The sequence below is a fragment of the Sphaerisporangium cinnabarinum genome (assembly GCF_055567015.1).
Window position 1 is genome coordinate 76032 of sequence record NZ_JBVHRG010000010.1, and the last position, 23253, is coordinate 99284.

The following is a 23253-nucleotide window of genomic DNA, read 5'->3' on the forward strand; positions in this document are numbered from 1 at the left end:
CCGGGCGCTGCCCGGCCGTGTCACGACACCCGCGCCGGGCCCTCCCTCCGGGTGAGCGGCGCCGTCGTGCACGGCGCCCAGGCGGCCGCGCGGTCCCCGGGCTGCGGCCCGGGGGCGGTCGCACCCGTCCCCGCGCGCGCACGCCCGCGGGGACGCCGGCGGCTCGCCGCGCGGGCCGCACGAAGACCTCCGACAGAGAGGGCAGAGCCATGGAGGCTCAGCAGCACGCGGCGACACCCGTCGCCGAGACCGTCGTCGACGACGTCGCCCCCGACGCCGTCGACCAGGCGTCCACCCCGGTCGGCCGGACCGTCCGCAGCGTCGGGCACGGGTCGGCCGTCGTCCCCGACGAGGTCGCGACCGACGCGGACGTCGACCCGGCGGAGTCGGACGCACCGCTCCTGCCCGCGGCCGAGGCCGCCGTGGCACGGGACCTCGAGCACCACCGGTACGACTCCACGACCGCGTTCGACTACCTGTTCCCGCAGCTCGCCGAGCGCTTCCCGTGGTTCCACCTCCCGGTCGGGAACGGCGCGACGACCGCGACCGTCGCCGCGCTGAAGACGCTCGGGGCCGCGATGGTCGCCCGGCCGGTCACCCCGCCCGGGCAGCCGCCGCGCAGCCTCGACTCGCACGTGCCGGCCGTGTACACGTACTGGGGCCAGTTCATCGACCACGACATCACGCTCAACACCAACGGACCCGACACGACGGCGGGCCGGGACGGGGACCAGGCGCTCGGCGACGTCGACGCGGTGCCCTTCCAGGTGTTCGCGCCGTGGGTCGTGGTCCGCTCGCTCCACAACGGTCGCCACCCGGCGCTCAACCTCGACTCCCTGTACGGCAGCGGGCCGCGGTTCGAGGGCGAGCGAGGCTACCGCACGACGCGCAGCGAGGCGTCGTACGTGCCGGGCTCGGCGAAGCTGCGGCTCGGCCGCATCTCGACCGAGCCGCTCGTCATACCGGGCGGCCCCTCGTTCTCGCTCGTGGCACCCGGCGACGACGCGCAGCGCGACCTGCCGCGCGACGACGGCGGCGCACCGCTGATCCCGGACGGGCGCAACGACGAGAACCTCGTGGTCGCCCAGCTCCACCTCGCGATGATCCGGTTCCACAACGCCGTCGTGGACTGGGTGGACGACGTCGAGCCCTGGACCCGGCACACGGGCGGGGAGCGCGGCGTGTTCGAGCGCGCGAGCCAGCTCGTGCGGTGGCACTACCAGTGGCTCGTGGTCAACGACTACCTGCGTACCCTCACCACGCCGGGCGTGCTCGACGCGACGCTCCTGCGCGACACGTCGTTCTTCCGGCCCCGGTACCCGATCTCCATGCCGCTCGAGTTCGCGGTCGCGGCGTTCCGGTTCGGGCACTCGATGATCCGCGACTCCTACGACTTCAACGTCAACTTCACGGGCCCGCCGCCCGCGAACGCGAGCCTGACCCAGCTCTTCCAGTTCACGGGGAACGGCGGCAGCCTGCGCCCGGGACCGCAGGGCACGCCTGTCCTGCCGTCGAACTGGCCGATCGAGTGGGCGCGGTTCGTCGACAAGGGCGACCCGCGCACGTTCCGTGCGGCCGAGAAGATCGACACGTTCCTCGCACCCAGCCTGGGCACCATGGTCAAGGAGGGGAACCTGCCGCCCGAGGCGCCGGCGCACACGCCGGCCCAGCTCGTCGCGAGCGCGCTCCAGAAGCAGCTCGCGCAGCGCAACCTGCTGCGCGGGTACATGCTCGCCCTGCCCACGGGCGAGGCCGTCGCCGCGGCGTTCGGCGTCATCCCGCTCACCCCGGCCCAGCTCGAGGACCGGGCGGGGGACGACGTGAAGCAGGCGCTCGCGGCCCTGCGGGACGGCGACCACGGCGGCACCCCGCTGTGGTACTACGTCCTCAAGGAGGCCGAGCTCCAGGGCGACGGCAGCTTCCTCGGCGAGGTCGGCAGCCGCGTGCTCGCGGAGACGTTCGTGTACCTGCTGCGGCAGGACGACACGTCGTACGTGCGCACGAGCAACCACTGGACGCCCGCGCAGGGCGTGCACTTCGAGGACGGGTCGCTCGTCCTCACGCTGCCGGACCTGCTCCGGTTCGCCGGGGTGCTGCCCGACGCCACGGGCCGGTTCCGCGGTGACGGCACGGCCGGGCACGACGGCGCCCCCTGAGGCGGGTCGCGCGCTCCGGCCGGGCGGGCCGGGGTCGCGGCCGACGACGGCGCGTCCGTTTGGTAGGGTGGATGCGCCGTCTGACCGGCCGCGGACAGAGAGAGCCCGGGAGATCCGTCCCGGTGCACCGCGCAACGAACCCGAAGGAGAACCGTGCCGCTCGACACTGCCACGAAGCAGCGCATCATGACCGAGTACGCGACGAGCGAGGGCGACACCGGTTCGCCCGAGGTCCAGGTCGCGCTCCTCACGCAGCGCATCAAGGACCTCACCGAGCACCTCAAGGAGCACAAGCACGACCACCACAGCCGTCGTGGTCTGCTCCTCCTCGTCGGCCAGCGCCGTCGCCTGCTCGGCTACCTGCAGAAGGTCGACATCAACCGCTACCGGAGCCTCATCGAGCGCCTCGGTCTGCGTCGCTGACACGACACCGCCAGCCCGGTCCCTGCGGGGACCGGGCTGGTCTGGTGTGATGTACCCGTCACACCCCGGCTGAGCACCACCAGCCGCACACCACCCACCGCGCCGCCGGCCTCTCGTTCGGTCCTCGGTAGTGGCTCACGGACCCCCTCGGCACCGTCCTCGGACGGCGCCGGTGCGGGAACCGCCGTGGACCTCGATCGAAGACCGCCGAGCGTCGAGTGCGACCGGAGCCCCTGCGCCACGCGCCGGGGCACGGACCGGAACCCTCGACAGGGCTACCCGGGCGGCGCTTCGAGAAAGGGAGGGCACCCGTGGAGGGTCCCGAGATCCAGTTCGCCGAGGCCACGATCGACAACGGTCGCTTCGGCACCCGCACCGTCCGGTTCGAGACCGGGCGCCTCGCCCGTCAGGCCGCCGGCTCCGTCGCCGCGTACCTCGACGACGAGACGATGCTCCTGTCGGCCACGACGGCCGGCAAGCACCCGAAGGAGCAGTTCGACTTCTTCCCCCTGACGGTGGACGTCGAGGAGCGCATGTACGCCGCGGGCCGCATCCCCGGCTCGTTCTTCCGCCGCGAGGGTCGTCCCTCGACGGACGCGATCCTCGCGTGCCGCCTCATCGACCGCCCGCTGCGCCCGCTCTTCGTCAAGGGCCTGCGCAACGAGGTCCAGGTCGTCATCACGGTCCTCGCGCTCCACCCGGACGACGCGTACGACACGCTCGCGATCAACGCCGCGTCGGCGTCGACCCAGATCTCCGGCCTGCCGTTCTCCGGCCCGGTCGGCGCGGTCCGCATCGCGCTGGTCGACGGCCAGTGGGTCGCGTTCCCCAAGTACTCCGACAAGGAGCGCGCGGTCTTCGACATGGTCGTGGCCGGCCGCGTCGTCGGCGACGACGTCGCGATCGCGATGATCGAGGCCGAGGCGACCGACGGCGCCTGGGGCCTCGTCAAGGACGAGGGCGTGGCCGCGCCGACCGAGGAGGTCGTCGCCGAGGGCATCGAGGCGGCCAAGCCGTTCATCAAGGCGCTGTGCGACGCGCAGTCGGCGCTCGCGGCGCAGGCCGCGAAGCCCGTCAAGGAGTACCCGGTCTTCCTGGACTACCAGGACGACGCGTTCGCCGCGGTCGAGGCCGAGGTCGCGACGGACCTGCGCGAGGCGCTCGCCATCGCGGACAAGCAGGACCGGGAGAACCGTCTCGACGAGATCAAGAACGAGATGGTGGGCAAGCTCCAGGCCGGGTTCGACGGCCGCGAGAAGGAGCTCTCCGCCGCGTACCGCTCGCTCCAGAAGAAGCTCGTGCGCCAGCGCGTGCTCACCGACGGCGTGCGGATCGACGGCCGTGGGCTCGCGGACATCCGCACCCTGTCGGCCGAGGTCGAGGTGCTGCCGCGCGTGCACGGCTCCGCGCTCTTCGAGCGTGGCGAGACGCAGATCATGGGCGTCACCACGCTGAACATGCTCCGCATGGAGCAGCAGATCGACTCGCTCGGTCCGGAGACGCGCAAGCGCTACATGCACAACTACAACTTCCCGCCGTACTCGACCGGCGAGACCGGCCGCGTCGGCAGCCCGAAGCGCCGCGAGATCGGTCACGGCGCGCTCGCCGAGCGTGCGCTCGTGCCGGTGCTGCCGAGCCGCGAGGAGTTCCCCTACGCGATCCGCCAGGTGTCCGAGGCCCTCGGCTCCAACGGCTCGACGTCGATGGGCTCCGTGTGCGCCTCGACCCTCTCGCTCCTCAACGCGGGCGTGCCGCTGCGCGCCCCCGTCGCGGGCATCGCGATGGGCCTCATCTCCGACACGGTGGACGGTGAGACCCGCTACGCGGCGCTCACCGACATCCTCGGGGCCGAGGACGCGTTCGGCGACATGGACTTCAAGGTCGCCGGCACGCGCGAGTTCGTCACGGCCATCCAGCTCGACACCAAGCTCGACGGCATCCCCGCCTCGGTGCTCGCCGGTGCGCTGACCCAGGCGCGCGACGCGCGCCTGACGATCCTCGACGTGCTCGCCGAGGCCATCGACGTGCCCGACGAGATGTCCCCGAACGCCCCGCGTGTCATCTCCGTGAAGGTGCCGGTCGACAAGATCGGCGAGGTCATCGGCCCCAAGGGCAAGATGATCAACCAGATCCAGGAGGAGACGGGCGCGGACATCTCCATCGAGGACGACGGCACCGTGTACATCGGCGCCGTCGACGGCCCGTCGGCCGAGGCCGCCCGCGCGGCGATCAACGCGATCGCCAACCCGCACGTCCCGGAGATCGGCGAGCGCTTCGTCGGCACGGTCGTCAAGACGACGTCGTTCGGCGCGTTCATCTCGCTCTCCCCGGGCAAGGACGGTCTGCTGCACATCAGCCAGATCCGCAAGCTCGTGGGCGGCAAGCGCGTCGAGAACGTCGAGGACGTGCTGTCCATCGGCCAGAAGGTCCAGGTCGAGATCGGCGAGATCGACCCGCGCGGCAAGCTCTCGCTGCACGCCGTGGTCGAGGACGAGGCTCCGGCCGACGCTCCCGCGACCGAGGACGCGGACGCCTGACGTGCCGTGGGACCTTCCGCTCGTCCCGGCGGGTGACGCCGGGGCCGAGCTGACCGCCGGGCAGGACGGCGCGACGATCCGTCGCTCCGTCCTGCCCGGCGGGGTCCGCGTGCTCACCGAGTCGATGCCGGGCCTGCGCTCGGCGACGGTGGGCGCGTGGGTCGGCGTCGGCTCGCGCGACGAGACCGACGGCCACTTCGGGTCGACGCACTTCCTCGAGCACCTGCTGTTCAAGGGCACGGCCCGCCGCTCCGCGATGGACATCGCCGAGGCGTTCGACGCCGTCGGCGGCGAGGCCAACGCGGCGACCGGCAAGGAGCACACGTGCTACTACGCGCGCGTGCTCGACGCCGACCTCCCCATGGCGGTCGACGTCATCACCGACATGGTGACCTCCGCGCGCCTGGACCCCGACGAGCTCGAGACCGAGCGCGGCGTGATCCTCGAAGAGCTCGCGATGAACGACGACGACCCCTCGGACGTCGTGCACGAGGAGTTCGCCGCGGCGGTCCTCGCCGGGCACCCGTTGGGTCGGCCGATCGGCGGCACCCCGGACACGATCAACGCCGTGCCCCGGGACGCCGTGTGGGAGCACTACCGCTGGCACTACCGCCCCGAGACGCTCGTCGTCGCGGCGGCGGGCGGCGTCGACCACGACACGCTCGTCGACCAGGTGGGCCGGGCGCTGCACGACGGTGGCTGGGCGCTCGACGCGTCGGGCGCGCCCCGGGCACGCCGCGACCCCGTGGACCCGGCCCTGGCGGGCCTCGGATCGGCGAGCGTCGAGCTGTCGGTCCGCCGGGCCGTCGAGCAGGCGAACGTCGTCATCGGCGGCACCGGCCTGGCCGCGACGGACGACCGCCGCTTCACGCTCTCCGTGCTGAGCGCCGTCCTCGGCGGCGGCATGAGCTCGCGCCTCTTCCAGGAGATCCGCGAGCGGCGCGGCCTCGCGTACTCGACCTACTCGTTCGCGTCCGGCCACGGCGGCATCGGCACGTTCGGCCTCTACGCCGGGTGCGCGCCGTCGAAGGTGGACGAGGTGACCGCGCTCCTGCACAGCGAGCTCGACCGCCTCGCGGCCGACGGCATCACGGGCGCCGAGCTCGACCGCAGCATCGGCCAGCTCTCGGGCGGCATGGTCCTCGGCCTCGAGGACTCCGGCTCGCGCATGAGCCGGCTCGGCAAGGCCGAGCTCGTCTACGGGGAGCTCCTGAGCGTCGAGGAGTCGCTCGACGCGATCCGCTCCGTCACGACCGACGACGTGCAGAAGCTCGCCGACGACCTCGCGTCGCGGCCGCGCTCCGTGGTGCGCGTCGGTCCGTTCGGCGACTGACACCTCGCCTCCCACGGCGTCTCGCGGCGGCCGTCCTCCTCGCGGAGGGCGGCCGCCGTCGTGCTGTGGGCAGACCCACTGCCCGGTGCGGTGGACGAGGCGCCGGTCGGCCCGTGCTCCGGCGATAGGGTGACGGGCGTGAGCGAGCAGAGCACCCCCGCGCCCGATCCCGCCCCGACCGCCCCCGGCAGGGAGCCCGGCCGCCCGCTGCGGGTCGCCGTCCTGGGCGCCGCCGGGCGCATGGGCGCGACCGTCTGCGCCGCCGTCGAGGGCGCCGCGGACCTCGAGCTCGTCGCGCGCCTCGACGCGGGCGACGAGGTCGCCACCGCGACGCTCGGCGGCGCGGACGTCGCCGTCGACTTCACCGTCCCGTCCGCGACCGAGGCGAACGTCCACGCGCTGATCGACGCGGGCGTGCACGCGGTCGTCGGGACCACGGGCTGGACGGAGGAGAGCCGCGGGCGCGTCGTCGCGCACCTCGGGCGCGCCGCCGCGGCCGGCGCACCGGGGCTCGGCGTGCTCATCGCGCCCAACTTCGGGCTCTCCGCCGTCCTCGCGATGACGTTCGCCGCCAAGGCCGCACGGTACTTCGAGTCGGCCGAGGTGATCGAGCTCCACCACCCGGACAAGGTCGACGCACCGTCGGGCACTGCCCGGCACACCGCCGCGGCGATCGCCGCCGCGCGGGCCGACGCCGGTCTCGCGGCGAGCCCGGACGCGACCGAGGCGGGCTGGGAGGCGCGCGGTGCCGACGTCGACGGCGTGCGCGTGCACGCGGTCCGGCTGCGCGGGCTCGTCGCGCACGAGGAGATCCTCTTCGGCAACGCGGGCGAGCAGCTCGTGATCCGGCAGGACTCGTTCGACCGGGTCTCGTTCATGCCGGGCGTCCTGCTCGCCGTCCGCGAGGTCGTGGGCCGGCCCGGGCTGACCGTCGGCCTCGAGAACGTGCTGGACCTCGCATGAGCGTGCCCGGCGGACCCGCCGGCCCGGACGCCCCCGGACCCGGGGACGGCGGGTCGCGCGTGCCGTCGCGTTCCGGGCGCCCGTGGAAGGCGATCGTCGGCGCGGTCCTCGTCACCCTCCTGCTCGCGCTGTACGTGTGGCAGGTCGCGGGACGCTCCGCGGCCCTCATCGGCACGGGCGAGCCCGTCGCCATGGCGATCGGGGCCGGCGTGCTCGTGCTGCCGCTGCTCGTCGTCGGCCTGGTCGGGCGCGAGTTCCTGCTCGCCGGCACCGTGCAGCGCATGGCCGACGACCTCGCGGGCCGCGGCCGCCTGCCGGTCGACGACCTGCCGCGCTCGCCGGGCGGCCGGATCGACCGCGAGGCCGCGGACGCGGCCTTCGGCCCGTACCGCGACGCGGTCGACGCCGACCCCACGAGCTGGGAGGCGTGGTACCACCTCGCGTTCGCGTACGACGCGGCGCGCGACCGCCGCCGCGCCCGGGAGGCGCTGCGCAAGGCCGCGGCGCTCTACCGCGCGCGTCGTCGGGCCTGACGGCTCCCGGGCGCGGGTGTCAGAGGCTCGTCCAGCAGTAGAGCCGGTGCCCCGCGTCGTCGGCGCGGACGCACAGCGCCGCGAGCCGGTGCAGCGCGTCGGCGAGATCCGTGGGGTCCGACCCCTCGAGCTCCTCCGTCCCCGCCCACCGCACGGCGACCTCGTCGAGCGCGGCGGGCGTCGCGGAGGCGAGCGCCTCCACGAGCACGTCGGTCACGGAGACCACCCAGGGCCCTTCGTCCCCGCCGGTCGCGACGAGCGAGCCGTGGCGCGCGTCCGCGGTGACCTCGGCGTACGGGCGGTCGGTGAGCAGGCTCGTCAGGGTGCCGAGGACCACGAACGGGTCGATGCCCTTGAGCTCCACGGTCGCGAAGCCCGGCTGCGTGGTCAGCGGGTCGGGGGAGGCCGGTCCGGCCTGCGCGGCGAGCGCGGCCCGTGCGTCGTCCGGTGCGGCGAAGTAGTCGGTGAGGATGCCCATGGCGGACGATCCTCGCAGGTCACGGGGACGAACGGGTCACGGGGGTGTCACGGCTGCGTGACGCGGGGCTCCGTGGTCCTCAGATCTCGGCGGTCCAGCGCCGCTCGACGACGTCCCGCAGCCCGGTCGCGAGCGTCCGGGTGCGCCCGTCGGGGCCGAGCCCCGACCCGGAGAGGAAGGCCTCGCGCGCGGCGTCGCCGTCGAGGACCCACGTGACGACCTCGTCCGCGCCGTCGCGCCGCAGCCGGTCGACGGCCGCCGCCAGCAGACGCGACCCGTGCCCGCCGCGCTGGTGACGCGGCTCGACCTCGAGCGCGAGGACCTGGCCGGGCGCGACCGCGGCGAAACCCACGACGTCGGCCCCCGCGCACGCGACGAGCACCGCGAAGCCGGGGCCGGGCGGGGAGGAGATCGCGGCGGCCCACTGCTCGCGCATCCGCACGGTGTCGAGCGCGTCGAGCACGTCGTCGCCGAGCACGTCGGCGTGCGAGGAGCGCCACGCCCCGACCTGGATCGCAGTCATCGCGACGTCGTCGCCGGGCACGGCAGGGCGGACGGAGACGTCGGCGGTCTCGCGGAAGAGGCTCACGGGTTCACCCTACGAGACCCGGCCGGGCGCCGGGACGGTCTCAGCCCCAGCCGAGCGCGCGCAGGCCCGCGGCCGTGACCGCGGCGAGGACCACGACGACGATGAACGGCGCGCGCAGCGCGAGCGCGACGGCCGCGACGCCCAGCGCGGGCAGCCGCGCGTCGACGACGAGGGCCTGCCCGTCGCCGACGGTCTGCACCGTGACGAGCGCCGCGAGGAGCGCGGCGGTCACGAGCGCGGCGGTGCGCGCGACGCGCTCGTCGGCGAGCCAGTGCTCGGGCACGAGGTGGCCCGCCAGCTTGAGCGCGAAGCACACCGCGGACGCGGTGAGCACGACGACCCAGACGGTGGCCGAGGTCATGAGGGCTCCTCTCCCGGGGGACCGGGCACGGTCCCCGCACGGTCGGCCGCCCGTCGGCGCCGCGCGTCGACCTGACCGATGACGACGGCGACGGCGGCCGCCGCGAGCACCGGCACGCCGCCCGGCGCGACCGGGACGAGCACCGCCGCCACGACGACGGCCGCGGCCGCGGTGAGCTGCATCGCCCGCGTCGCGAGACGAGGCCACAGGAGGCCGAGGAACGCGGCCGCGGCGGCGGCGTCGAGCCCCCACGCGCGCGGGTCGCCGAGCGCGTCGCCCGCGAGCGCCCCGACGAGCGTCATCGCGTTCCAGAGGACGAAGATGCCGACGCCCGTCCACCAGAACCCGGCCCGGACGGCGCGCCGGGACCGTTGCGCGGTCGCGACGGCGGTCGACTCGTCGATCGTGAACTGCGCCGCGACGACCTTGTGCCACGAGCGCAGCGCGAGCAGCGGGCCGAGCTGCGCGCCGTAGAGCGCGTTGCGGACGCCCAGGAAGCCCGCGGTGGTGATCGCCGCGACCGGCGCGCCCCCGGCGCCCACCACGCCGATGAGCGCGAACTGCGAGCCGCCCGAGAACATGAGCAGGCTCAGCGCCATGGTCTGCGCCACGTCGAGACCTGCGACGACCGAGAGCGCGCCGAAGGAGATGCCGTACAGACCCGTCGCGACGGAGACCGACACGGCCTGGCGGACCGCGGCGCGGACCTCGTCCTCGACGGCCTGCTCGGCCACGTGCTCGACGACGTCCGGCACCACGACGACGTCCGGCACCTCGGCGCCGTCCGCGCGCGGAGCACCGGGCGCGGGGTCGGCGCCGGGGCGCGGGACGTCGTCGGGCCGGCTCATGCGTGCGGGTCGGCCGGGCCCTCGCCCGCGGCGGCGGCGTTCGCCGCGCGCTGGTGCGCGGTGAGGGACATGCGGTCGATGAGCGCGAGGGCGAGCGCCGAGAGGACGAAGGCGAGGTGGATGAGCGTCTGCCACATGAGCTGCGTCGGCGTGTACCGGCTGCTGTCGATGAAGGTGCGCAGCAGGTGGATCGAGGAGATCCCGACGATGGACATCGCGAGCTTCGTCTTGAGCACGTTCGCGTTGACGTGGCTCAGCCACTCGGGCTGGTCGGGGTGACCCTCGAGCCGGATGCGCGAGACGAACGTCTCGTAGCCGCCCACGATGACCATGATGAGCAGGTTGGAGATCATGACGACGTCCACGAGCCCGAGCACCGCGAGCATGATCTCCTCGGCGCCGAAGTCGACCACCTCGTGCGTCGCGTGGTCCGTCGCGCGGCCGGTGAAACCGCCTACGACGAGCAGCCACAGCTCCTTGAGGAACTGCCACACGTAGACGACCTGGGCCACGATGAGGCCGAAGTAGAGCGGCGCCTGGAGCCAGCGCGACGCGAAGATCATGTACCCGACGGTGGTGACGCGGGCGCTGGGCGAGGGGACGGTCGGGCTGGTGGTCAACGCGGGCGTCGAGGGCACGGGCGTGGGCTCTCCGGGAGTCGGTGACGGCGGACGGCGACGACGGCTCGGCGCGCGCGGCACCGGTCACCGGTCGTCACCGGGGCGTCAGGGTACCAACGCCGCGTGAGGGCCCCGCAGGCCCGCCCGCACCGTCGGTGACGAGGACGGCCCAGCCGCCCGTCGAGCACGGGGACGGCGACCGGGATCGTCGGATCCCGGTCCGTGACCCCGTGCGCGGCGACCGGGGGGAGGGGGAGAAGGAGGCGACGTCAGAGGGCGACGTAGACCGTCTCCAGGTACTCCTCGAGACCGGCCTCGCCGCCCTCGCGGCCGAGGCCGGACTGCTTGAGCCCGCCGAACGGGGCGCTCGCGTCGGAGACGAGGCCGCGGTTGACGCCGATCATCCCGGCCTCGACCTCCTCGGAGACGCGCACCGCCCGGTCGAGCGACCTCGTGTACGCGTAGGCCGCGAGCCCGTACTCGGTCGCGTTCGCGAGCGCGATGCCCTCGTCGTCGTCGCCGAACGCGACGACGGGCGCCACCGGACCGAAGATCTCCTCGGTGACGACGCGCGCGTCCGGGTCGACGCCCGACAGGACGGTGGGGGAGTAGAAGTACCCGGGGGAGCGGGGCCGCTCCGCGCCGGTGAGCACCTGGGCCCCGCCGTCGGCCGCCGCGTCGACGAGCTCGGCGACCTTGTCGACGGCCTTCGCCTCGATGAGCGGCCCGACCTGCGTCCCGTCCTGGGCGCCCGGCCCGACCCGCAGGTCGGCGAACGCGGCGGCGAGGCGCTGGGCGAACTCGCGCGCGACGGTGTCGTGCACGAGGAAGCGGTTCGCCGCCACGCACGACTGCCCCGCGTTGCGGAGCTTGGCGACGACGGCGCCCTCGACCGCCGCGTCGAGGTCGGCGTCCGCGAAGACGAGGAACGGGGCGTTGCCGCCGAGCTCCATCGAGGTGCGCAGCACCTGCGCGGACGCCTTCTCGAGCAGCGTGCGCCCGACGGGCGTCGAGCCGGTGAACGACAGCTTGCGCAGGCGCTCGTCCGCGAGGAGCGGCTCGGTGACGTCGGCGGCGCGCGACGAGGGGACGACGTTGACGACGCCCGTGGGCAGCCCGCGGTCGGCGAGCTCGGAGCGGATCACCTCGGCCACGAGCGCCGTCGTGAGCGGGGTGAGCCGCGCGGGCTTGACGACGACCGTGCACCCGGCGGCCAGCGCCGGGCCGATCTTGCGCGTGGCCATGGCGATGGGGAAGTTCCAGGGCGTGACGAGCAGCGCGGGCCCGACGGGCCGGCGGAAGACGAGCTGGCGGTTGCCGCCCGCGGGCGCGGTCCGCGCGAGCCCCTCGGCGCGCACCGCCTGCTCCGCGTACCAGCGCAGGAAGTCGGCGCCGTAGAGCACCTCGGCGCGCGCCTCCGCGAGCGGCTTGCCGCACTCGGCCGTGATGAGCGCGGCCACGTCGTCGGCCCGCGCGACGACCCGGTCGTAGACGGCGCGCAGCACCTCGCCCCGCTCCCGCGGGGGCGTCGCGCGCCACGCGGGCGCCGCCCGGTGCGCGGCGTCGAGCGCGCGCAGCGCGTCCGCCGGGCTCGCGTCCGCGACGTCGAACAGCGACTCCTCGGTCGCCGGGTCCTCGACCTCGAAGGTCCGCCCGCCCTCGGCAGGACCCCAGTGGCCGTCCACGAGCAGCCCGGTGGGCACGTGGGCGACGAGCGCGGGGGAGAGGTTCGACGTCGAGGCGGGACGGGACATGCTCCGAGTATCGCCCTGGGGGTCGCGGGGACGCACGCGGGCGAGCGGCACGGAGCGCCGGGCCTGTGCCCCGGACGCCGCCCGGTCGCTGCCGGACGGGCGCGGTACGACGACCCGCCGCACGGTAGTTTGTGCACATGGTCCTTCCCGCCACCCCCGCGCGCCCGTTCGGTGCCGTCCTCACGGCCATGGTCACCCCGATGACGCCCGCCGGCGCCGTCGACCTCGAGGCGGCAGCCCGGCTCGCGAAGCGCCTGGTGGACGACGGGAACGACGGCCTCGTGCTGAGCGGCACCACGGGCGAGTCGCCCACGACCCACGCCCCCGAGAAGCAGGACCTCGTGCGCGCCGTCGTCGAGGCGGTCGGCGACCGCGCAGCCGTCCTCGCGGGCGCCGGGTCCAACGACACCGACCACGCGCTGCGCATGGCCGAGCAGGCCGCCGAGGCCGGGGCGGACGGGCTCCTCGTCGTCACCCCGTACTACTCGCGCCCCAGCCAGGAGGGCGTCTACCGCCACGTCGTGGCGATCGCCGAGGCGGCCGACCTCCCCGTCATGCTGTACGACGTGCCCGGCCGCACCGGCGTGCGCGTCGCCCCCGACACGTACGCGCGCCTCGCGGCGCACGAGCGCGTCGTGGCGAGCAAGGACGCGACGGGCGACGTGTACGCCGCCGCGAAGCTCGCCGCCTCGACCGACCTCGCGTTCTACAGCGGCGACGACGGCCTGCTGCTGCCGTTCCTCGCGCACGGGGCTGCGGGTATCGTCTCCGTGTCGGCGCACGCCGTCGCGCCGCAGTTCGCGGAGGTCGTGCGCCGCTTCGACGCCGGCGACCCGGCGGGCGCGCTCGAGGTGTTCCTCACCACGACGCCCGTCATCGACGCGCTCAACGGTGCCGGCTTCCAGGCCGTCATGGCCAAGGCCGCCGTCGAGCTGCTCGGCGTCACCGACAACCGTTTCCTGCGCCTGCCGAACGTCGCGGCGACCGAGGACGACGTCGCGCTCGTGCGCGACGCCCTCGCCGCCGCGGGCGTGCTCGCCGGCGTGCCCACCGCGGCAGGCGCTGCCGCACCCACGAGCTAGCGAGGGCAGGAGCCCTCGAAACCCCCCAGGCTCAGCCACGACAGGAGGCCCCGTGAGCCATCCCCACCCCGAACTCTCCCTGCCTCCCGAGCTCCCCGCCGGAGGGCTGCGCATCGTCGCCCTCGGCGGTCTCGGTGAGGTCGGCCGCAACATGGCCGTCCTCGAGTACGACGGGCGTCTGCTCGTCATCGACTGCGGCGTCCTCTTCCCCGAGGACAACCAGCCCGGCGTCGACCTCATCCTCCCGGACTTCGACTACATCGCGGACCGGCTGGACGACATCGAGGCGATCGTCCTCACGCACGGTCACGAGGACCACATCGGCGCCGTGCCGTACCTGCTGCGCCTGCGCCGCGACATCCCGCTCGTCGGGTCGCAGCTCACGCTCGCGTTCGTCGAGGCGAAGCTCAAGGAGCACCGCATCTCGCCCGTGACCCTCGCGGTCAAGGAGGGGCAGGTCGAGCAGCTCGGCGTGTTCCGCTGCGAGTTCGTCGCCGTGAACCACTCGATCCCCGACGCGCTCGCGGTCGCGGTGACGACCGGCGCCGGGACCGTGCTGCACACGGGCGACTTCAAGATGGACCAGCTCCCGCTCGACGGGCGCATCACCGACCTGCGGGCGTTCGCGCGCCTCGGCGAGCAGGGCGTCGACCTGTTCATGGTGGACTCGACCAACGCCGAGGTCCCGGGCTTCGTCACGCCCGAGGTCGAGATCGGCCCGGTGCTCGACAACGTCTTCGCGGCTTCCGAGAAGCGCATCATCGTCGCGTCGTTCTCGTCGCACGTGCACCGCGTGCAGCAGGTCCTCAACGCCGCGCACCACCACGGCCGCCGTGTCGCGCTCGTCGGGCGCTCGATGGTCCGCAACATGACGATCGCGTCCGAGCTCGGGTACCTCCACGTGCCCGAGGGCGTGCTCATCGACCTCAAGAAGGTCGACTCGCTGCGCGACGACGAGATCGTGCTCATGTGCACCGGGTCGCAGGGCGAGCCGATGGCCGCCCTGTCGCGCATGGCGAACGGCGACCACAAGGTCCAGGTCGGTCACGGCGACACCGTCATCCTCGCGTCGTCGCTCATCCCGGGCAACGAGAACGCCGTCTTCCGCATCATCAACGGCCTCACGCGCCTCGGCGCGCGCGTCGTCCACGGCGGCAACGCCAAGGTGCACGTGTCCGGCCACGCGAGCGCGGGCGAGCTCCTCTACTGCTACAACGTGCTCAAGCCCAAGAACGTCATGCCGGTGCACGGCGAGGTTCGTCACCTCGTCGCCAACGGGGCGCTCGCGGTCCGCACGGGCGTGCCGGCCGACCGCGTCGTGCTCGCCGAGGACGGCGTCGTCGTCGACCTCGTCGACGGGCGCGCGTCCGTCGTGGGTGCCGTGCCGTGCGGGTACGTGTACGTCGACGGGTCGAGCGTCGGCGAGATCACGGACGCCGAGCTCAAGGACCGCCGCATCCTCGGCGAGGAGGGCTTCGTCTCCGTGTTCGCCGTCGTCGACTCCGCGACGGGCAAGGTCCTCGCGGGGCCGCAGATCCTCGCGCGCGGGTTCGCCGAGGACGACAAGGTGTTCCAGGACATCCAGCCCGAGGTCGTCCAGGCGCTCGAGGACGCGATCGCCGGTGGCGCGACGGACACGCACCAGCTCCAGCAGGTCATGCGCCGCGTCATCGGCCGGTGGGTCTCGAACCGCCTGCGCCGTCGTCCGATGATCGTCCCGGTCGTCGTCGAGGCGTAGCCTCCGCGACCGGCGTCGGGCCGGCCTCCGCCCAGGTCGGGGCGCCAGTATGCTGGCGCCCCGACCAGCGCAGGAGGCACCCTTGACGCACCACGACCCCTCCGGGGTCCCGCCCTACGGACAGCCCGGCGGCCCCGTCCCCGGACAGCCTCCGGCGCCGGGCCGGCCGGTACCGCGGCACGGCGCGTACGGCACCGCGCCCGTCCCCGCGTACGGGCGGGCGGCGCCTCCGCACTCCGGCGCGTCCGGCCAGATGCCGCCCTCCGCGCCCGTGCACGGGCAGCCGATGCCGCCGGTCTTCGGCGCGTACGGCGGCGGGTACGGATCCGTCCCGCGACCGCCCGTCCCCGGGGGCCTCGCGACGGCCACGATCGCGCTCGCGGTCGCGGTCACCGCCGTGCAGGTGCTGGCCTGGCTCACGTCGTTCGGCGCGGCCGAGGAGTTCGAGCGCGCCGCGCGCGCCGGCACCCCGAGCGCCGAGGTCCTCACCGGGTACGACGCCGTCGGCCTGCTGCTCCTTCCCGTGCAGCTCGCGGCGGCGGTCGTGACGTGCCTGTGGCTCTGGCAGAGCCGCGTGCTGGCCGAGGCGGTGTCGCCCGGCCGCGGGCACGCGCGCAGCCGGGTGTGGGTCTGGCTCGGCTGGATCGTGCCGGTCGTCGCGTTCTGGTTCCCCTACCAGGTCGTGCGCGACGTGCGCGCCGCGACCGTCGTCGTCCCGCGACGCGGCCTCGGATGGTGGTGGGCCGGGTGGCTGCTGTGGAGCGTCGCCACGAACGTCGCCACCCAGCTGACCACGCTCTCCTCGACCGGTGCGGCGGGGACGTTCGCGCTGCTGCCCGTCGCGGAGACGGTGGGCACCGCGGGCCTCGTCGTCGCGCTCGTCCTGTGGGTGCGCACCGTCCGGGAGATCACCGCGGGCCAGCGGGCCGCGGTGGGTGCCGGCGCCCGGTGACCACGCGTGCGCTCGCCGGGGGCGGACGGTGGGTCCGGCTTCCCCGGGGCTACGTCGCCGCGCCGCGCCGCACGAGCCCCGGGCCGACGGCGGCGAGCGTCGCGCTGTAGCGCGCCGCCCGGGCGTCGTCCCCTCCGGGCACGAGGCCCGCGAGCTCGAGCGAGACCAGGCCGTGCACGAGCCCCCACAGGCCGAGCGCGACGTCGTCGGCACGGGTGCCGTCGGGCTCGAGGCGCGCGACGGCGTCGCGCAGCACGCGGAACGTGGGCTCCTCGAGCGCCTCGGGCCGGTCGGGCCCGGGGCGGACGCCGCGCGCGAACATCACGGCGTAGAAGTGCGGGTCCGCGAGCGCGAAGTCGCGGTACGCGCGACCGAGGGCGGCGAGGTCGGAGGCAGGGTCGTCGGTACGGGGGACCGTCGCGAGGCGTGCGGCGAAGCGTCGGAAGCCCTCCGCGGAGACGGCGGCGACGAGCTCGTCGCGGCTGCCGAAGAGCGCGTACACCGCCGACGCGCTCGTCCCGGCCTCGGCCGCGACCGACCGAACCGTCACCGCAGCCTCCCCGTGCGTGGAGACGGCGCGCGACGCCACGTCGAGGAGGCGGTCGCGCAGGGCGTCGTCGTGCAGTCGGGGTCGTGCCACGCGCCGAGTCTAGGGCTCTTGACGAGTGGGTGCGAACATTGTTCTATAACAGTGTTCGCAAACCATTGCGCGAGCTCTCGCGCCGCCCCCTGGAGGTCCCGTGCTCGAGCTCACCGACGCCGCCCGGCTCACCGCCGGCATCGTCCTCCTCACCGTCGTCGGCATCGAGTCCGGCGGGGCCTTCCTCGTCAGAGTCGTCACGCGGCGGGTCCCCGCCACCGCGTTCCAGACGTCGTTCTTCCGCGCCGGGCACGCGCACGCGGGGGTGCTCGTCATCCTCGGCCTCGTGTGCCTGCTGCTCACGGAGGCCACGGGCCTCGTCGGCGTCTGGCGGTGGCTCGCGGCGACCGGCGTGCTCGTCGCGGCGATCCTGCTCCCGGCCGGCTTCTTCCTGTCGGCCGTCGGCCCCGGTCGCGAGACGCCGAACCGGGCCGTCGCGCTGCTGCCCGCGGGGGCCGTCGTCCTCGCGGCGGGCGTCGTGACCCTCGCCGTCGGCCTCTTCCTCGGCTGACCGACCCCGGGAGCCTGACGTGGGTGGCTCTCGCTACGGTTCCGGCATGACCACCGCCGAGGACTTCGTCCCGCTCGACCCCGTCCGTCTCGTCACGCTGGCCGCGGGGTGGAGCATCATCTACTCGCCCGGCGGGCCGGAGTGGCACCACCACAAGGGTGCGCTCGAGAGGCGCGGCGTCGAGGGTTCGGGCTACGACTTCTCCGGCGCGCTCCAGGCCACGCTGACCGACCACGAGCCGGACGCGCTGGACGCCGTCGGGTTCGACCCCGAGGGTGGCATGGTGAGCGTCTACGGCCCCGACCTCGACGCCCTGCACGTCGCGGCGCGGCACCTGCACCGCCTCGTCACCGACGAGCAGGCCCTCGACGCGGCGCTCGCCCGGTCGGTCGAGCTCGGGCTCGACGACTGAGCCCGGAGCGCGGCGGGTCCGGGAGGCCTCGTGTCGTCGGACCGCCGCTCCGCGATCCGGGCACGGCCGCCCAGGCGGCCTCAGCGCGCGCGCAGCGCGGCGAGCTGCTCGTCGTGCCACGTCGCGACGTAGCCGGTGAGCCGGTCGTCGGCCACCACGGCGTCCGTGTGCGCGACCGCGTGCTCCAGCGCGTCGAGGTAGGCGCGGTCGGCCGCGAAGCGCGCGGCGACGGCGTCCCGACCGACCGCCGGGCTCCCGTGGCCCGGGACGAGGGCGTCGACGTCGCGCGCCGCGAGCTCGAGCGCGTCGAGCGCGCCGCGGTACGTGCGCACCGGGTCGCGCGACCCGGTGTCGACGAGCGGCACCTCCACGTCCGAGAGCATGTCGCCGGCGAGCAGCACACCCTGCACGACGAGCGCCGCGTGCCCCGGCGCGTGGGCGTCGTGCTCGACCACGACGGCGCCGGTCTGCTCGCGGGGCTGCTCGTCGGTCTGCGCGGCGGGTCCTCCGTCGGCCGTCCTGCCGGTCGGCCAGGGCAGCCGTCGTGTGCCGCGGGGGAGCGGGGTGAGCGCGCCCACCAGCGTCGGGTCGTGGCCCGGTGCGGCGGCGTCGGCCGCGGCGACCAGGTCCGCTCCCCGCGACCGGGTCGCGTCGGTCCCGCGGGCCGTGGCGTAGCGCGGTGCGTCGCCCAGGGAACGGGACCACAGCACGTGGTCCCAGTGCGGGTGCGTCGCGAACCCGGCGGTCACGCGCCAGCCCTGGCCGTGCACGGCCCTGGCCAGCGCCTCGACCTCCTCGACCGTGACCGCGGGGTCGACGACGAGCGCTTCGCCGTCGGGCGCGACCACGACCGTCGACGTCGTCGTCCAGATCGTCGCGGTGGCCACCCAGACCCCCGGGCGGACCTCGACGAGGTCGCGGGGGTGCGGGAAAGCGGCGTCCGTCGTCGCGTCGTCGTCCGCGCGCTGCGACCCTGCGGGCTCGTCCATCGGTCCTCCGCTCGTCCTCGTGGGGCCGGGGCGGTGAGACCTGACCGGGCCCCGGTCCCGCGGGGACACGCGCCCCGGGGTCCCCGGCGCCGTCGTCCCTCGCAGGTAGGTTAGGACCACTATGGCGACCCGCACGTCCCCGCAGGCACGTCGGACCGCGAGCAACCGCACACCAGCGCCCCGCACCGCGGCGCGCGGCGGTTCGTCCTCGGCCCGCGGCACGTCGCGCGCCGGCACCGGTCGCGGACGGTCCTCCTCCTCCAGCGCGCGCCGCCCGGCGCGTCGGCCGGCGGCAGGGCCGCCGTGGCCCGTCCGCGCGGTGCGGGGGGTCTGGCTCGGCGCCGCGCACGGCGTGGGATCGCTCGTGCGCACCATCGGAAGAGGAGCAAGAGACCTGGACCCGGCACACCGGCGCGACGGCGTCGCGTTCACCCTCATCGCCCTCGCGGTCGTCGTCGCGGCGCGCGAGTGGTGGGGCATCCAGGGCACGTTCGGCAAGGTCGTCCACGGCGTCGTCGCGGGGACGTTCGGCCTCGCGGGCGTCGCGGTCCCCGTCCTGCTGCTCTGGCTCGCGGTGCGCATCATGCGGCACCCCGAGCGCGCCCAGGCGAACTCCCGCGTCGCGATCGGGCTCACGCTCATCGTCGTGTCCGTGTGCTCCCTCGTGCACATCTCGGAGGACCTGCCCGCGCCGCGGGACGGTTTCGCGGCGGTGCAGGACGCGGGCGGCATCGTCGGCTACCTGGCGGCCACGCCCGTCACCGCCGGTCTGACGCCGTGGTTCGCCGTCCCCATCTTCCTGCTCCTCGGGTTCTTCGGGCTGCTCGTCGTCACCGCGACGCCCGTGCACCGCATCCCGAGCCGGCTGCGCGGCCTCTACGACGTGCTCACCGGCAACCACCGCGCCGAGGACGACGGGCTCGACGCCGACGGGCTCCCGCTCGCGGAGGGCGTCTCGCGCCACGACGGCAGCGAGCCCCCGGCGGGTCGCCGACCCCGCAAGCCGCGGCGCACCAAGGCGCAGCGCGCGGCGGAGGCGGCGGAGATCGAGAAGCCCGAGGGCGGCTTCTCCGGCGACGAGGCGTTCGAGACGGCCGCGTTCCTCGACTACGAGGACGACGCGCCGCGCGGCCGGGGGAAGAAGCGTCGCGCCGAGGAACCGGCCGCCGGCACCGCCGCGACGGAGGTGGTCCCCGCCGTCGGGCAGGGGACCGCGCAGGACACGGCGGCGGCCGCGATGGGCGCCGTCGCGCCCTCCCCGGAGGACGGCGCCGGCAGCGTGCCGCCGCCCCCGCCCGGCCCCATGCCGCGGGGCGTGCAGCCCATGCTCGAGGGGGACACGGTCTACCTGCTCCCGGACGAGGACGCGCTCGTCAAGGGTGCGCCGCACAAGGTGCGCTCGGCCGCGAACGACCGCGTGGTCGAGGCGCTCACCCAGACGTTCGAGCAGTTCGAGGTCGACGCGAAGGTCACCGGGTTCACCCGCGGGCCCACGGTCACGCGCTACGAGGTCGAGGTCGGGCCCAAGGTCAAGGTCGAGCGCATCACGTCGCTGTCCAACAACATCGCGTACGCGGTCGCGAGCGCCGACGTGCGCATCCTCGCGCCGATCCCCGGCAAGTCCGCGATCGGCATCGAGATCCCCAACACGGACCGCGAGACGGTCGTGCTCGGCGACGTGCTGCGGTCGTCGGCCGCGCGGCGCACCGAGCACCCCATGGTCATGGGCGTGGGCAAGGACGTCGAGGGCGGCTACGTCGTCGCGAACCTCGCGAAGATGCCGCACATCCTCGTCGCGGGCGCGACGGGCGCGGGCAAGTCGAGCTTCATCAACTCCATGATCACGTCGATCCTCATGCGCTCGACGCCGGAGCAGGTGCGGCTCGTGCTCGTGGACCCCAAGCGCGTCGAGCTGACGATCTACGAGGGCATCCCGCACCTCATCACGCCCATCATCACGAACCCGAAGAAGGCCGCGGAGGCGCTCGACTGGGTCGTCCGCGAGATGGACGCCCGCTACGACGACCTGGCCGCGTTCGGGTTCAAGCACATCGACGACTTCAACGCCGCCGTCCGGGCCGGCAAGGTCAAGCCGTTGCCCGGCTCCGAGCGCAAGATCGCCACGTACCCGTACCTGCTGGTCGTCGTCGACGAGCTCGCGGACCTCATGATGGTCGCGCCGCGCGACGTCGAGGCGTCGATCCAGCGCATCACGCAGCTCGCGCGTGCGGCGGGCATCCACCTGGTGCTCGCGACGCAGCGCCCGTCGGTCGACGTCGTCACCGGCCTCATCAAGGCGAACGTGCCCTCGCGGCTCGCCTTCGCGACGTCGTCCCTCGCGGACTCGCGTGTCGTGCTCGACCAGCCCGGCGCGGAGAAGCTCATCGGCCAGGGTGACGCGCTGTTCCTGCCCATGGGTGCCGCCAAGCCCATGCGCGTGCAGGGCGCGTGGGTCTCGGAGTCCGAGGTGCACGCCGTCGTCGAGCACGTGAAGAGCCAGCTCAAGCCCGTCTACCGCGAGGACGTCACGCAGGCGGCCACGAAGAAGCAGATCGACGAGGACATCGGGGACGACCTCGACCTGCTGCTCCAGGCGGCCGAGCTCGTGGTGACGTCGCAGTTCGGCTCCACGTCGATGCTCCAGCGCAAGCTGCGCGTCGGCTTCGCCAAGGCGGGGCGCCTCATGGACCTCCTGGAGTCGCGCGAGATCGTCGGGCCGTCCGAGGGGTCCAAGGCCCGGGACGTGCTCGTCACGCCCGAGGAGCTGCCGTCGGCGCTCGCGCTCATCCGGGGCGAGCCCGCGCAGGACGTCTTCGACGGCCAGGCGCCCGCCGCGGCTCCCGCGCCCGCGAGCGGCGGCCACGACTACGGCGAGGGCACCGACGGGCACACGCCCCCGGTCGCGACGGAGTACCACGACGGCGCCGACGTGGAGTCGGGCTGGCGGTGACCCGGGGGGCCGGTGGCGCCGTCGACGGTCGGCGCACCCCGGACGACCCCCTAGGCTGGTGACGTGGTCAACGCCGTCCCCTCGCCGTGGAACTCCGCGAACCTCGTCACCATGGCGAGGATCCTGCTCGTCCCGTTCTTCGCGTGGGCGCTCCTCGTCGACGGCGGGGAGTCCGTCACGTGGCGCCTCGTCGCGACGGGCATCTTCGTCCTCGCCGCGACGTCGGACCGCCTCGACGGCTACCTCGCGCGGCGCTACGACCTCGTCACGGACCTGGGCAAGCTCCTCGACCCGATCGCGGACAAGCTGCTCGTGGGCACCGCGCTCGTGCTGCTCGCGTGGCCGCTCGGCGAGCTGCCCTGGTGGGTCCCCGTGGTCGTGCTCGCGCGCGAGCTGGGCGTCACGCTCCTGCGGTTCGCCGTCCTCAAGTACGCGGTCATGCCCGCGTCGCGCGGCGGGAAGCTCAAGACCGTGCTCCAGACCGTCGCGATCACGCTCTTCGTGCTCCCGCTGGCGCACCTGCCGGCGTTCGTCGGCGTCGTCGCGTGGGTCGTGCTCGCCGCGGCCATCCTGGTCACCGTCGTGACCGGGCTGGAGTACGCGTACCAGGGCTGGCGCCTGCGCCGCGACGCGGTGCGCGCGGCCCGGGTCGTCGAGCGCGGTCCGAGCGCGGACGGCGCCTCCGTCTCATGACCGCCGCCGCGGTCCCGGCGGGGACGTCGTCGGCCACCGGGCCGGACGTCCGGCCCGACGTCGTGGACCTGCTCGACGCGCTGGAGGCCCGCGGGTGGACTCTCGGGACCGCCGAGTCCCTCACGGGCGGCCTGCTCAGCGCGACGATCGTCGACGTGCCCGGCGCCTCACGCGTGCTGCGGGGCGCCGTCGTCGCGTACGCGACCGACGTCAAGGAGGCGGTCCTCGGCGTCGACGGCGACCTGCTCGCCGCGCACGGAGCCGTGCACCCCGAGGTCGCGCGCCAGATGGCCGAGCGTGTGCGCGGCGTGCTCGGGGCCGACGTCGGGGTCGCGACCACGGGCGTCGCGGGTCCCGACCCGCAGGACGGCCGGGCTCCGGGCACCGTCTTCGTCGCCGTGAGCGGACCGGGCGGCACCGACGTGCGGGAGCTGCACGTCGACGGCGACCGTGCGACCGTCCGCGCCGCGACGGTGGCCGCCGCGGTGGCGCTCGCGCGCTCCGCCGTCGGGCCGCCGACGACCGGCGGCGGAGAGGCGCCCGCCGTCGGGTGAAATCCTGGACGGGCGTCGGGCGGGGAGCTGCGCGAGCCCGGTCGGACGCGTCGTGGAGAGGTCGTGAACGTGCCGCGGGGGACCGGGCGCGAGCCCCGGCGCGGGAACAACGCCCCACGTCGGGACGTTGCACAGCA

The 23253-nt window shown here is 74.6% G+C and carries 22 protein-coding genes; 14 read left to right on the forward strand and 8 right to left on the reverse strand.

Translation table 11 applies throughout. The features are described from left to right. Positions 1-209: 209 nt before the first annotated feature. The 6 genes from ACZ4MO_RS14835 to ACZ4MO_RS14860 all read left to right on the forward strand — a co-directional run bounded on the left by ACZ4MO_RS14835 (position 210) and on the right by ACZ4MO_RS14860 (position 7945). On the forward strand, positions 210-2156 hold the full coding sequence (locus tag ACZ4MO_RS14835; protein ID WP_175009586.1) for a peroxidase family protein: 1947 nt from the start codon (positions 210-212) through the stop codon (positions 2154-2156). Between the two features lie 153 nt (positions 2157-2309). Continuing rightward, positions 2310-2579, forward strand: coding sequence for a 30S ribosomal protein S15 (rpsO, locus tag ACZ4MO_RS14840; RefSeq protein ID WP_021479897.1), 270 nt, complete (start codon positions 2310-2312; stop codon positions 2577-2579). A 311-nt stretch (positions 2580-2890) separates the two neighbouring features. Next, positions 2891-5116 (forward strand): polyribonucleotide nucleotidyltransferase, encoded by a 2226-nt coding sequence (locus tag ACZ4MO_RS14845; protein WP_074810005.1) that lies wholly within the window; start codon positions 2891-2893, stop codon positions 5114-5116. Between the two features lies 1 nt (position 5117). After that, the gene (locus tag ACZ4MO_RS14850) at positions 5118-6449 is read left to right on the forward strand and encodes an insulinase family protein (RefSeq protein WP_175009585.1); all 1332 of its coding nucleotides are present in this window, start codon (positions 5118-5120) and stop codon (positions 6447-6449) included. 207 nt (positions 6450-6656) lie between these two features. Next, positions 6657-7412, forward strand: a complete 756-nt coding sequence (gene dapB, locus ACZ4MO_RS14855) for a 4-hydroxy-tetrahydrodipicolinate reductase (RefSeq protein ID WP_255437338.1) — start codon at positions 6657-6659, stop codon at positions 7410-7412. Further along, on the forward strand, positions 7409-7945 hold the full coding sequence (locus tag ACZ4MO_RS14860; RefSeq protein WP_255437328.1) for a hypothetical protein: 537 nt from the start codon (positions 7409-7411) through the stop codon (positions 7943-7945). Before dapB ends, ACZ4MO_RS14860 begins: the two co-directional genes overlap by 4 nt. A 19-nt stretch (positions 7946-7964) precedes the next feature. On the opposite strand, the gene ACZ4MO_RS14865 is transcribed toward ACZ4MO_RS14860, so the two are convergent. The 6 genes from ACZ4MO_RS14865 to ACZ4MO_RS14890 all read right to left on the reverse strand — a co-directional run bounded on the left by ACZ4MO_RS14865 (position 7965) and on the right by ACZ4MO_RS14890 (position 12595). Further along, complete coding sequence (locus ACZ4MO_RS14865) at positions 7965-8423, reverse strand: hypothetical protein (protein ID WP_175009584.1); 459 nt, start codon at positions 8421-8423, stop codon at positions 7965-7967. A gap of 79 nt (positions 8424-8502) precedes the next feature. Then, positions 8503-9012, reverse strand: coding sequence for a GNAT family N-acetyltransferase (locus tag ACZ4MO_RS14870; protein ID WP_034656108.1), 510 nt, complete (start codon positions 9010-9012; stop codon positions 8503-8505). A gap of 40 nt (positions 9013-9052) precedes the next feature. Further along, on the reverse strand, positions 9053-9373 hold the full coding sequence (locus ACZ4MO_RS14875; RefSeq protein WP_043658086.1) for an AzlD domain-containing protein: 321 nt from the start codon (positions 9371-9373) through the stop codon (positions 9053-9055). Next, a complete protein-coding gene (locus ACZ4MO_RS14880) occupies positions 9370-10221 on the reverse strand; it encodes an AzlC family ABC transporter permease (protein ID WP_175009583.1) in 852 nt (283 codons plus the stop codon). The genes ACZ4MO_RS14875 and ACZ4MO_RS14880 overlap by 4 nt, the downstream gene beginning before the upstream one ends. Then, complete coding sequence (locus ACZ4MO_RS14885; protein WP_255437327.1) at positions 10218-10859, reverse strand: TIGR00645 family protein; 642 nt, start codon at positions 10857-10859, stop codon at positions 10218-10220. Before ACZ4MO_RS14885 ends, ACZ4MO_RS14880 begins: the two co-directional genes overlap by 4 nt. 251 nt (positions 10860-11110) lie before the next feature. Continuing rightward, the gene (locus tag ACZ4MO_RS14890; RefSeq protein WP_175009582.1) at positions 11111-12595 is read right to left on the reverse strand and encodes an aldehyde dehydrogenase family protein; all 1485 of its coding nucleotides are present in this window, start codon (positions 12593-12595) and stop codon (positions 11111-11113) included. Positions 12596-12732: 137 nt separating this feature from the next. On the opposite strand from ACZ4MO_RS14890, the gene dapA reads away from it, so the two are divergent. From dapA to ACZ4MO_RS14905, 3 genes are all read left to right on the forward strand, one after another. Further along, on the forward strand, positions 12733-13677 hold the full coding sequence (dapA, locus tag ACZ4MO_RS14895; protein WP_175009581.1) for a 4-hydroxy-tetrahydrodipicolinate synthase: 945 nt from the start codon (positions 12733-12735) through the stop codon (positions 13675-13677). Between the two features lie 52 nt (positions 13678-13729). Further along, a complete protein-coding gene (locus ACZ4MO_RS14900; RefSeq protein WP_175009580.1) occupies positions 13730-15415 on the forward strand; it encodes an RNase J family beta-CASP ribonuclease in 1686 nt (561 codons plus the stop codon). Positions 15416-15497: 82 nt separating this feature from the next. Continuing rightward, positions 15498-16367 (forward strand): DUF4328 domain-containing protein, encoded by an 870-nt coding sequence (locus ACZ4MO_RS14905; RefSeq protein ID WP_175009579.1) that lies wholly within the window; start codon positions 15498-15500, stop codon positions 16365-16367. A gap of 49 nt (positions 16368-16416) precedes the next feature. Here the strand turns inward: ACZ4MO_RS14905 and ACZ4MO_RS14910 are convergent, their stop codons facing one another. Continuing rightward, the gene (locus ACZ4MO_RS14910; protein WP_175009578.1) at positions 16417-17007 is read right to left on the reverse strand and encodes a WHG domain-containing protein; all 591 of its coding nucleotides are present in this window, start codon (positions 17005-17007) and stop codon (positions 16417-16419) included. 100 nt (positions 17008-17107) lie between these two features. Between ACZ4MO_RS14910 and ACZ4MO_RS14915 the strand changes: the two genes are divergently transcribed. Continuing rightward, on the forward strand, positions 17108-17518 hold the full coding sequence (locus ACZ4MO_RS14915) for a hypothetical protein (RefSeq protein ID WP_175009577.1): 411 nt from the start codon (positions 17108-17110) through the stop codon (positions 17516-17518). Positions 17519-17564: 46 nt separating this feature from the next. Continuing rightward, the gene (locus ACZ4MO_RS14920) at positions 17565-17930 is read left to right on the forward strand and encodes an Imm51 family immunity protein (RefSeq protein ID WP_175009576.1); all 366 of its coding nucleotides are present in this window, start codon (positions 17565-17567) and stop codon (positions 17928-17930) included. Positions 17931-18010: 80 nt separating this feature from the next. Here the strand turns inward: ACZ4MO_RS14920 and ACZ4MO_RS14925 are convergent, their stop codons facing one another. Further along, a complete protein-coding gene (locus ACZ4MO_RS14925; RefSeq protein ID WP_499279156.1) occupies positions 18011-18919 on the reverse strand; it encodes an MBL fold metallo-hydrolase in 909 nt (302 codons plus the stop codon). A 364-nt stretch (positions 18920-19283) separates the two neighbouring features. On the opposite strand from ACZ4MO_RS14925, the gene ACZ4MO_RS14930 reads away from it, so the two are divergent. The 3 genes from ACZ4MO_RS14930 (at position 19284) to ACZ4MO_RS14940 (ending at position 23116) form a co-directional block, all read left to right on the forward strand. Beyond that, positions 19284-21869 carry an FtsK/SpoIIIE family DNA translocase gene (locus ACZ4MO_RS14930; protein ID WP_499279158.1) on the forward strand — a complete coding sequence of 862 codons (2586 nt, stop codon included), beginning with the start codon at positions 19284-19286 and terminating at the stop codon, positions 21867-21869. A 63-nt stretch (positions 21870-21932) separates the two neighbouring features. Next, the gene (gene pgsA, locus ACZ4MO_RS14935) at positions 21933-22562 is read left to right on the forward strand and encodes a CDP-diacylglycerol--glycerol-3-phosphate 3-phosphatidyltransferase (protein ID WP_074810018.1); all 630 of its coding nucleotides are present in this window, start codon (positions 21933-21935) and stop codon (positions 22560-22562) included. Next, positions 22559-23116, forward strand: coding sequence for a nicotinamide-nucleotide amidohydrolase family protein (locus ACZ4MO_RS14940; protein WP_175009573.1), 558 nt, complete (start codon positions 22559-22561; stop codon positions 23114-23116). The genes pgsA and ACZ4MO_RS14940 overlap by 4 nt, the downstream gene beginning before the upstream one ends. The last annotated feature ends 137 nt before the right edge of the window (positions 23117-23253 follow it).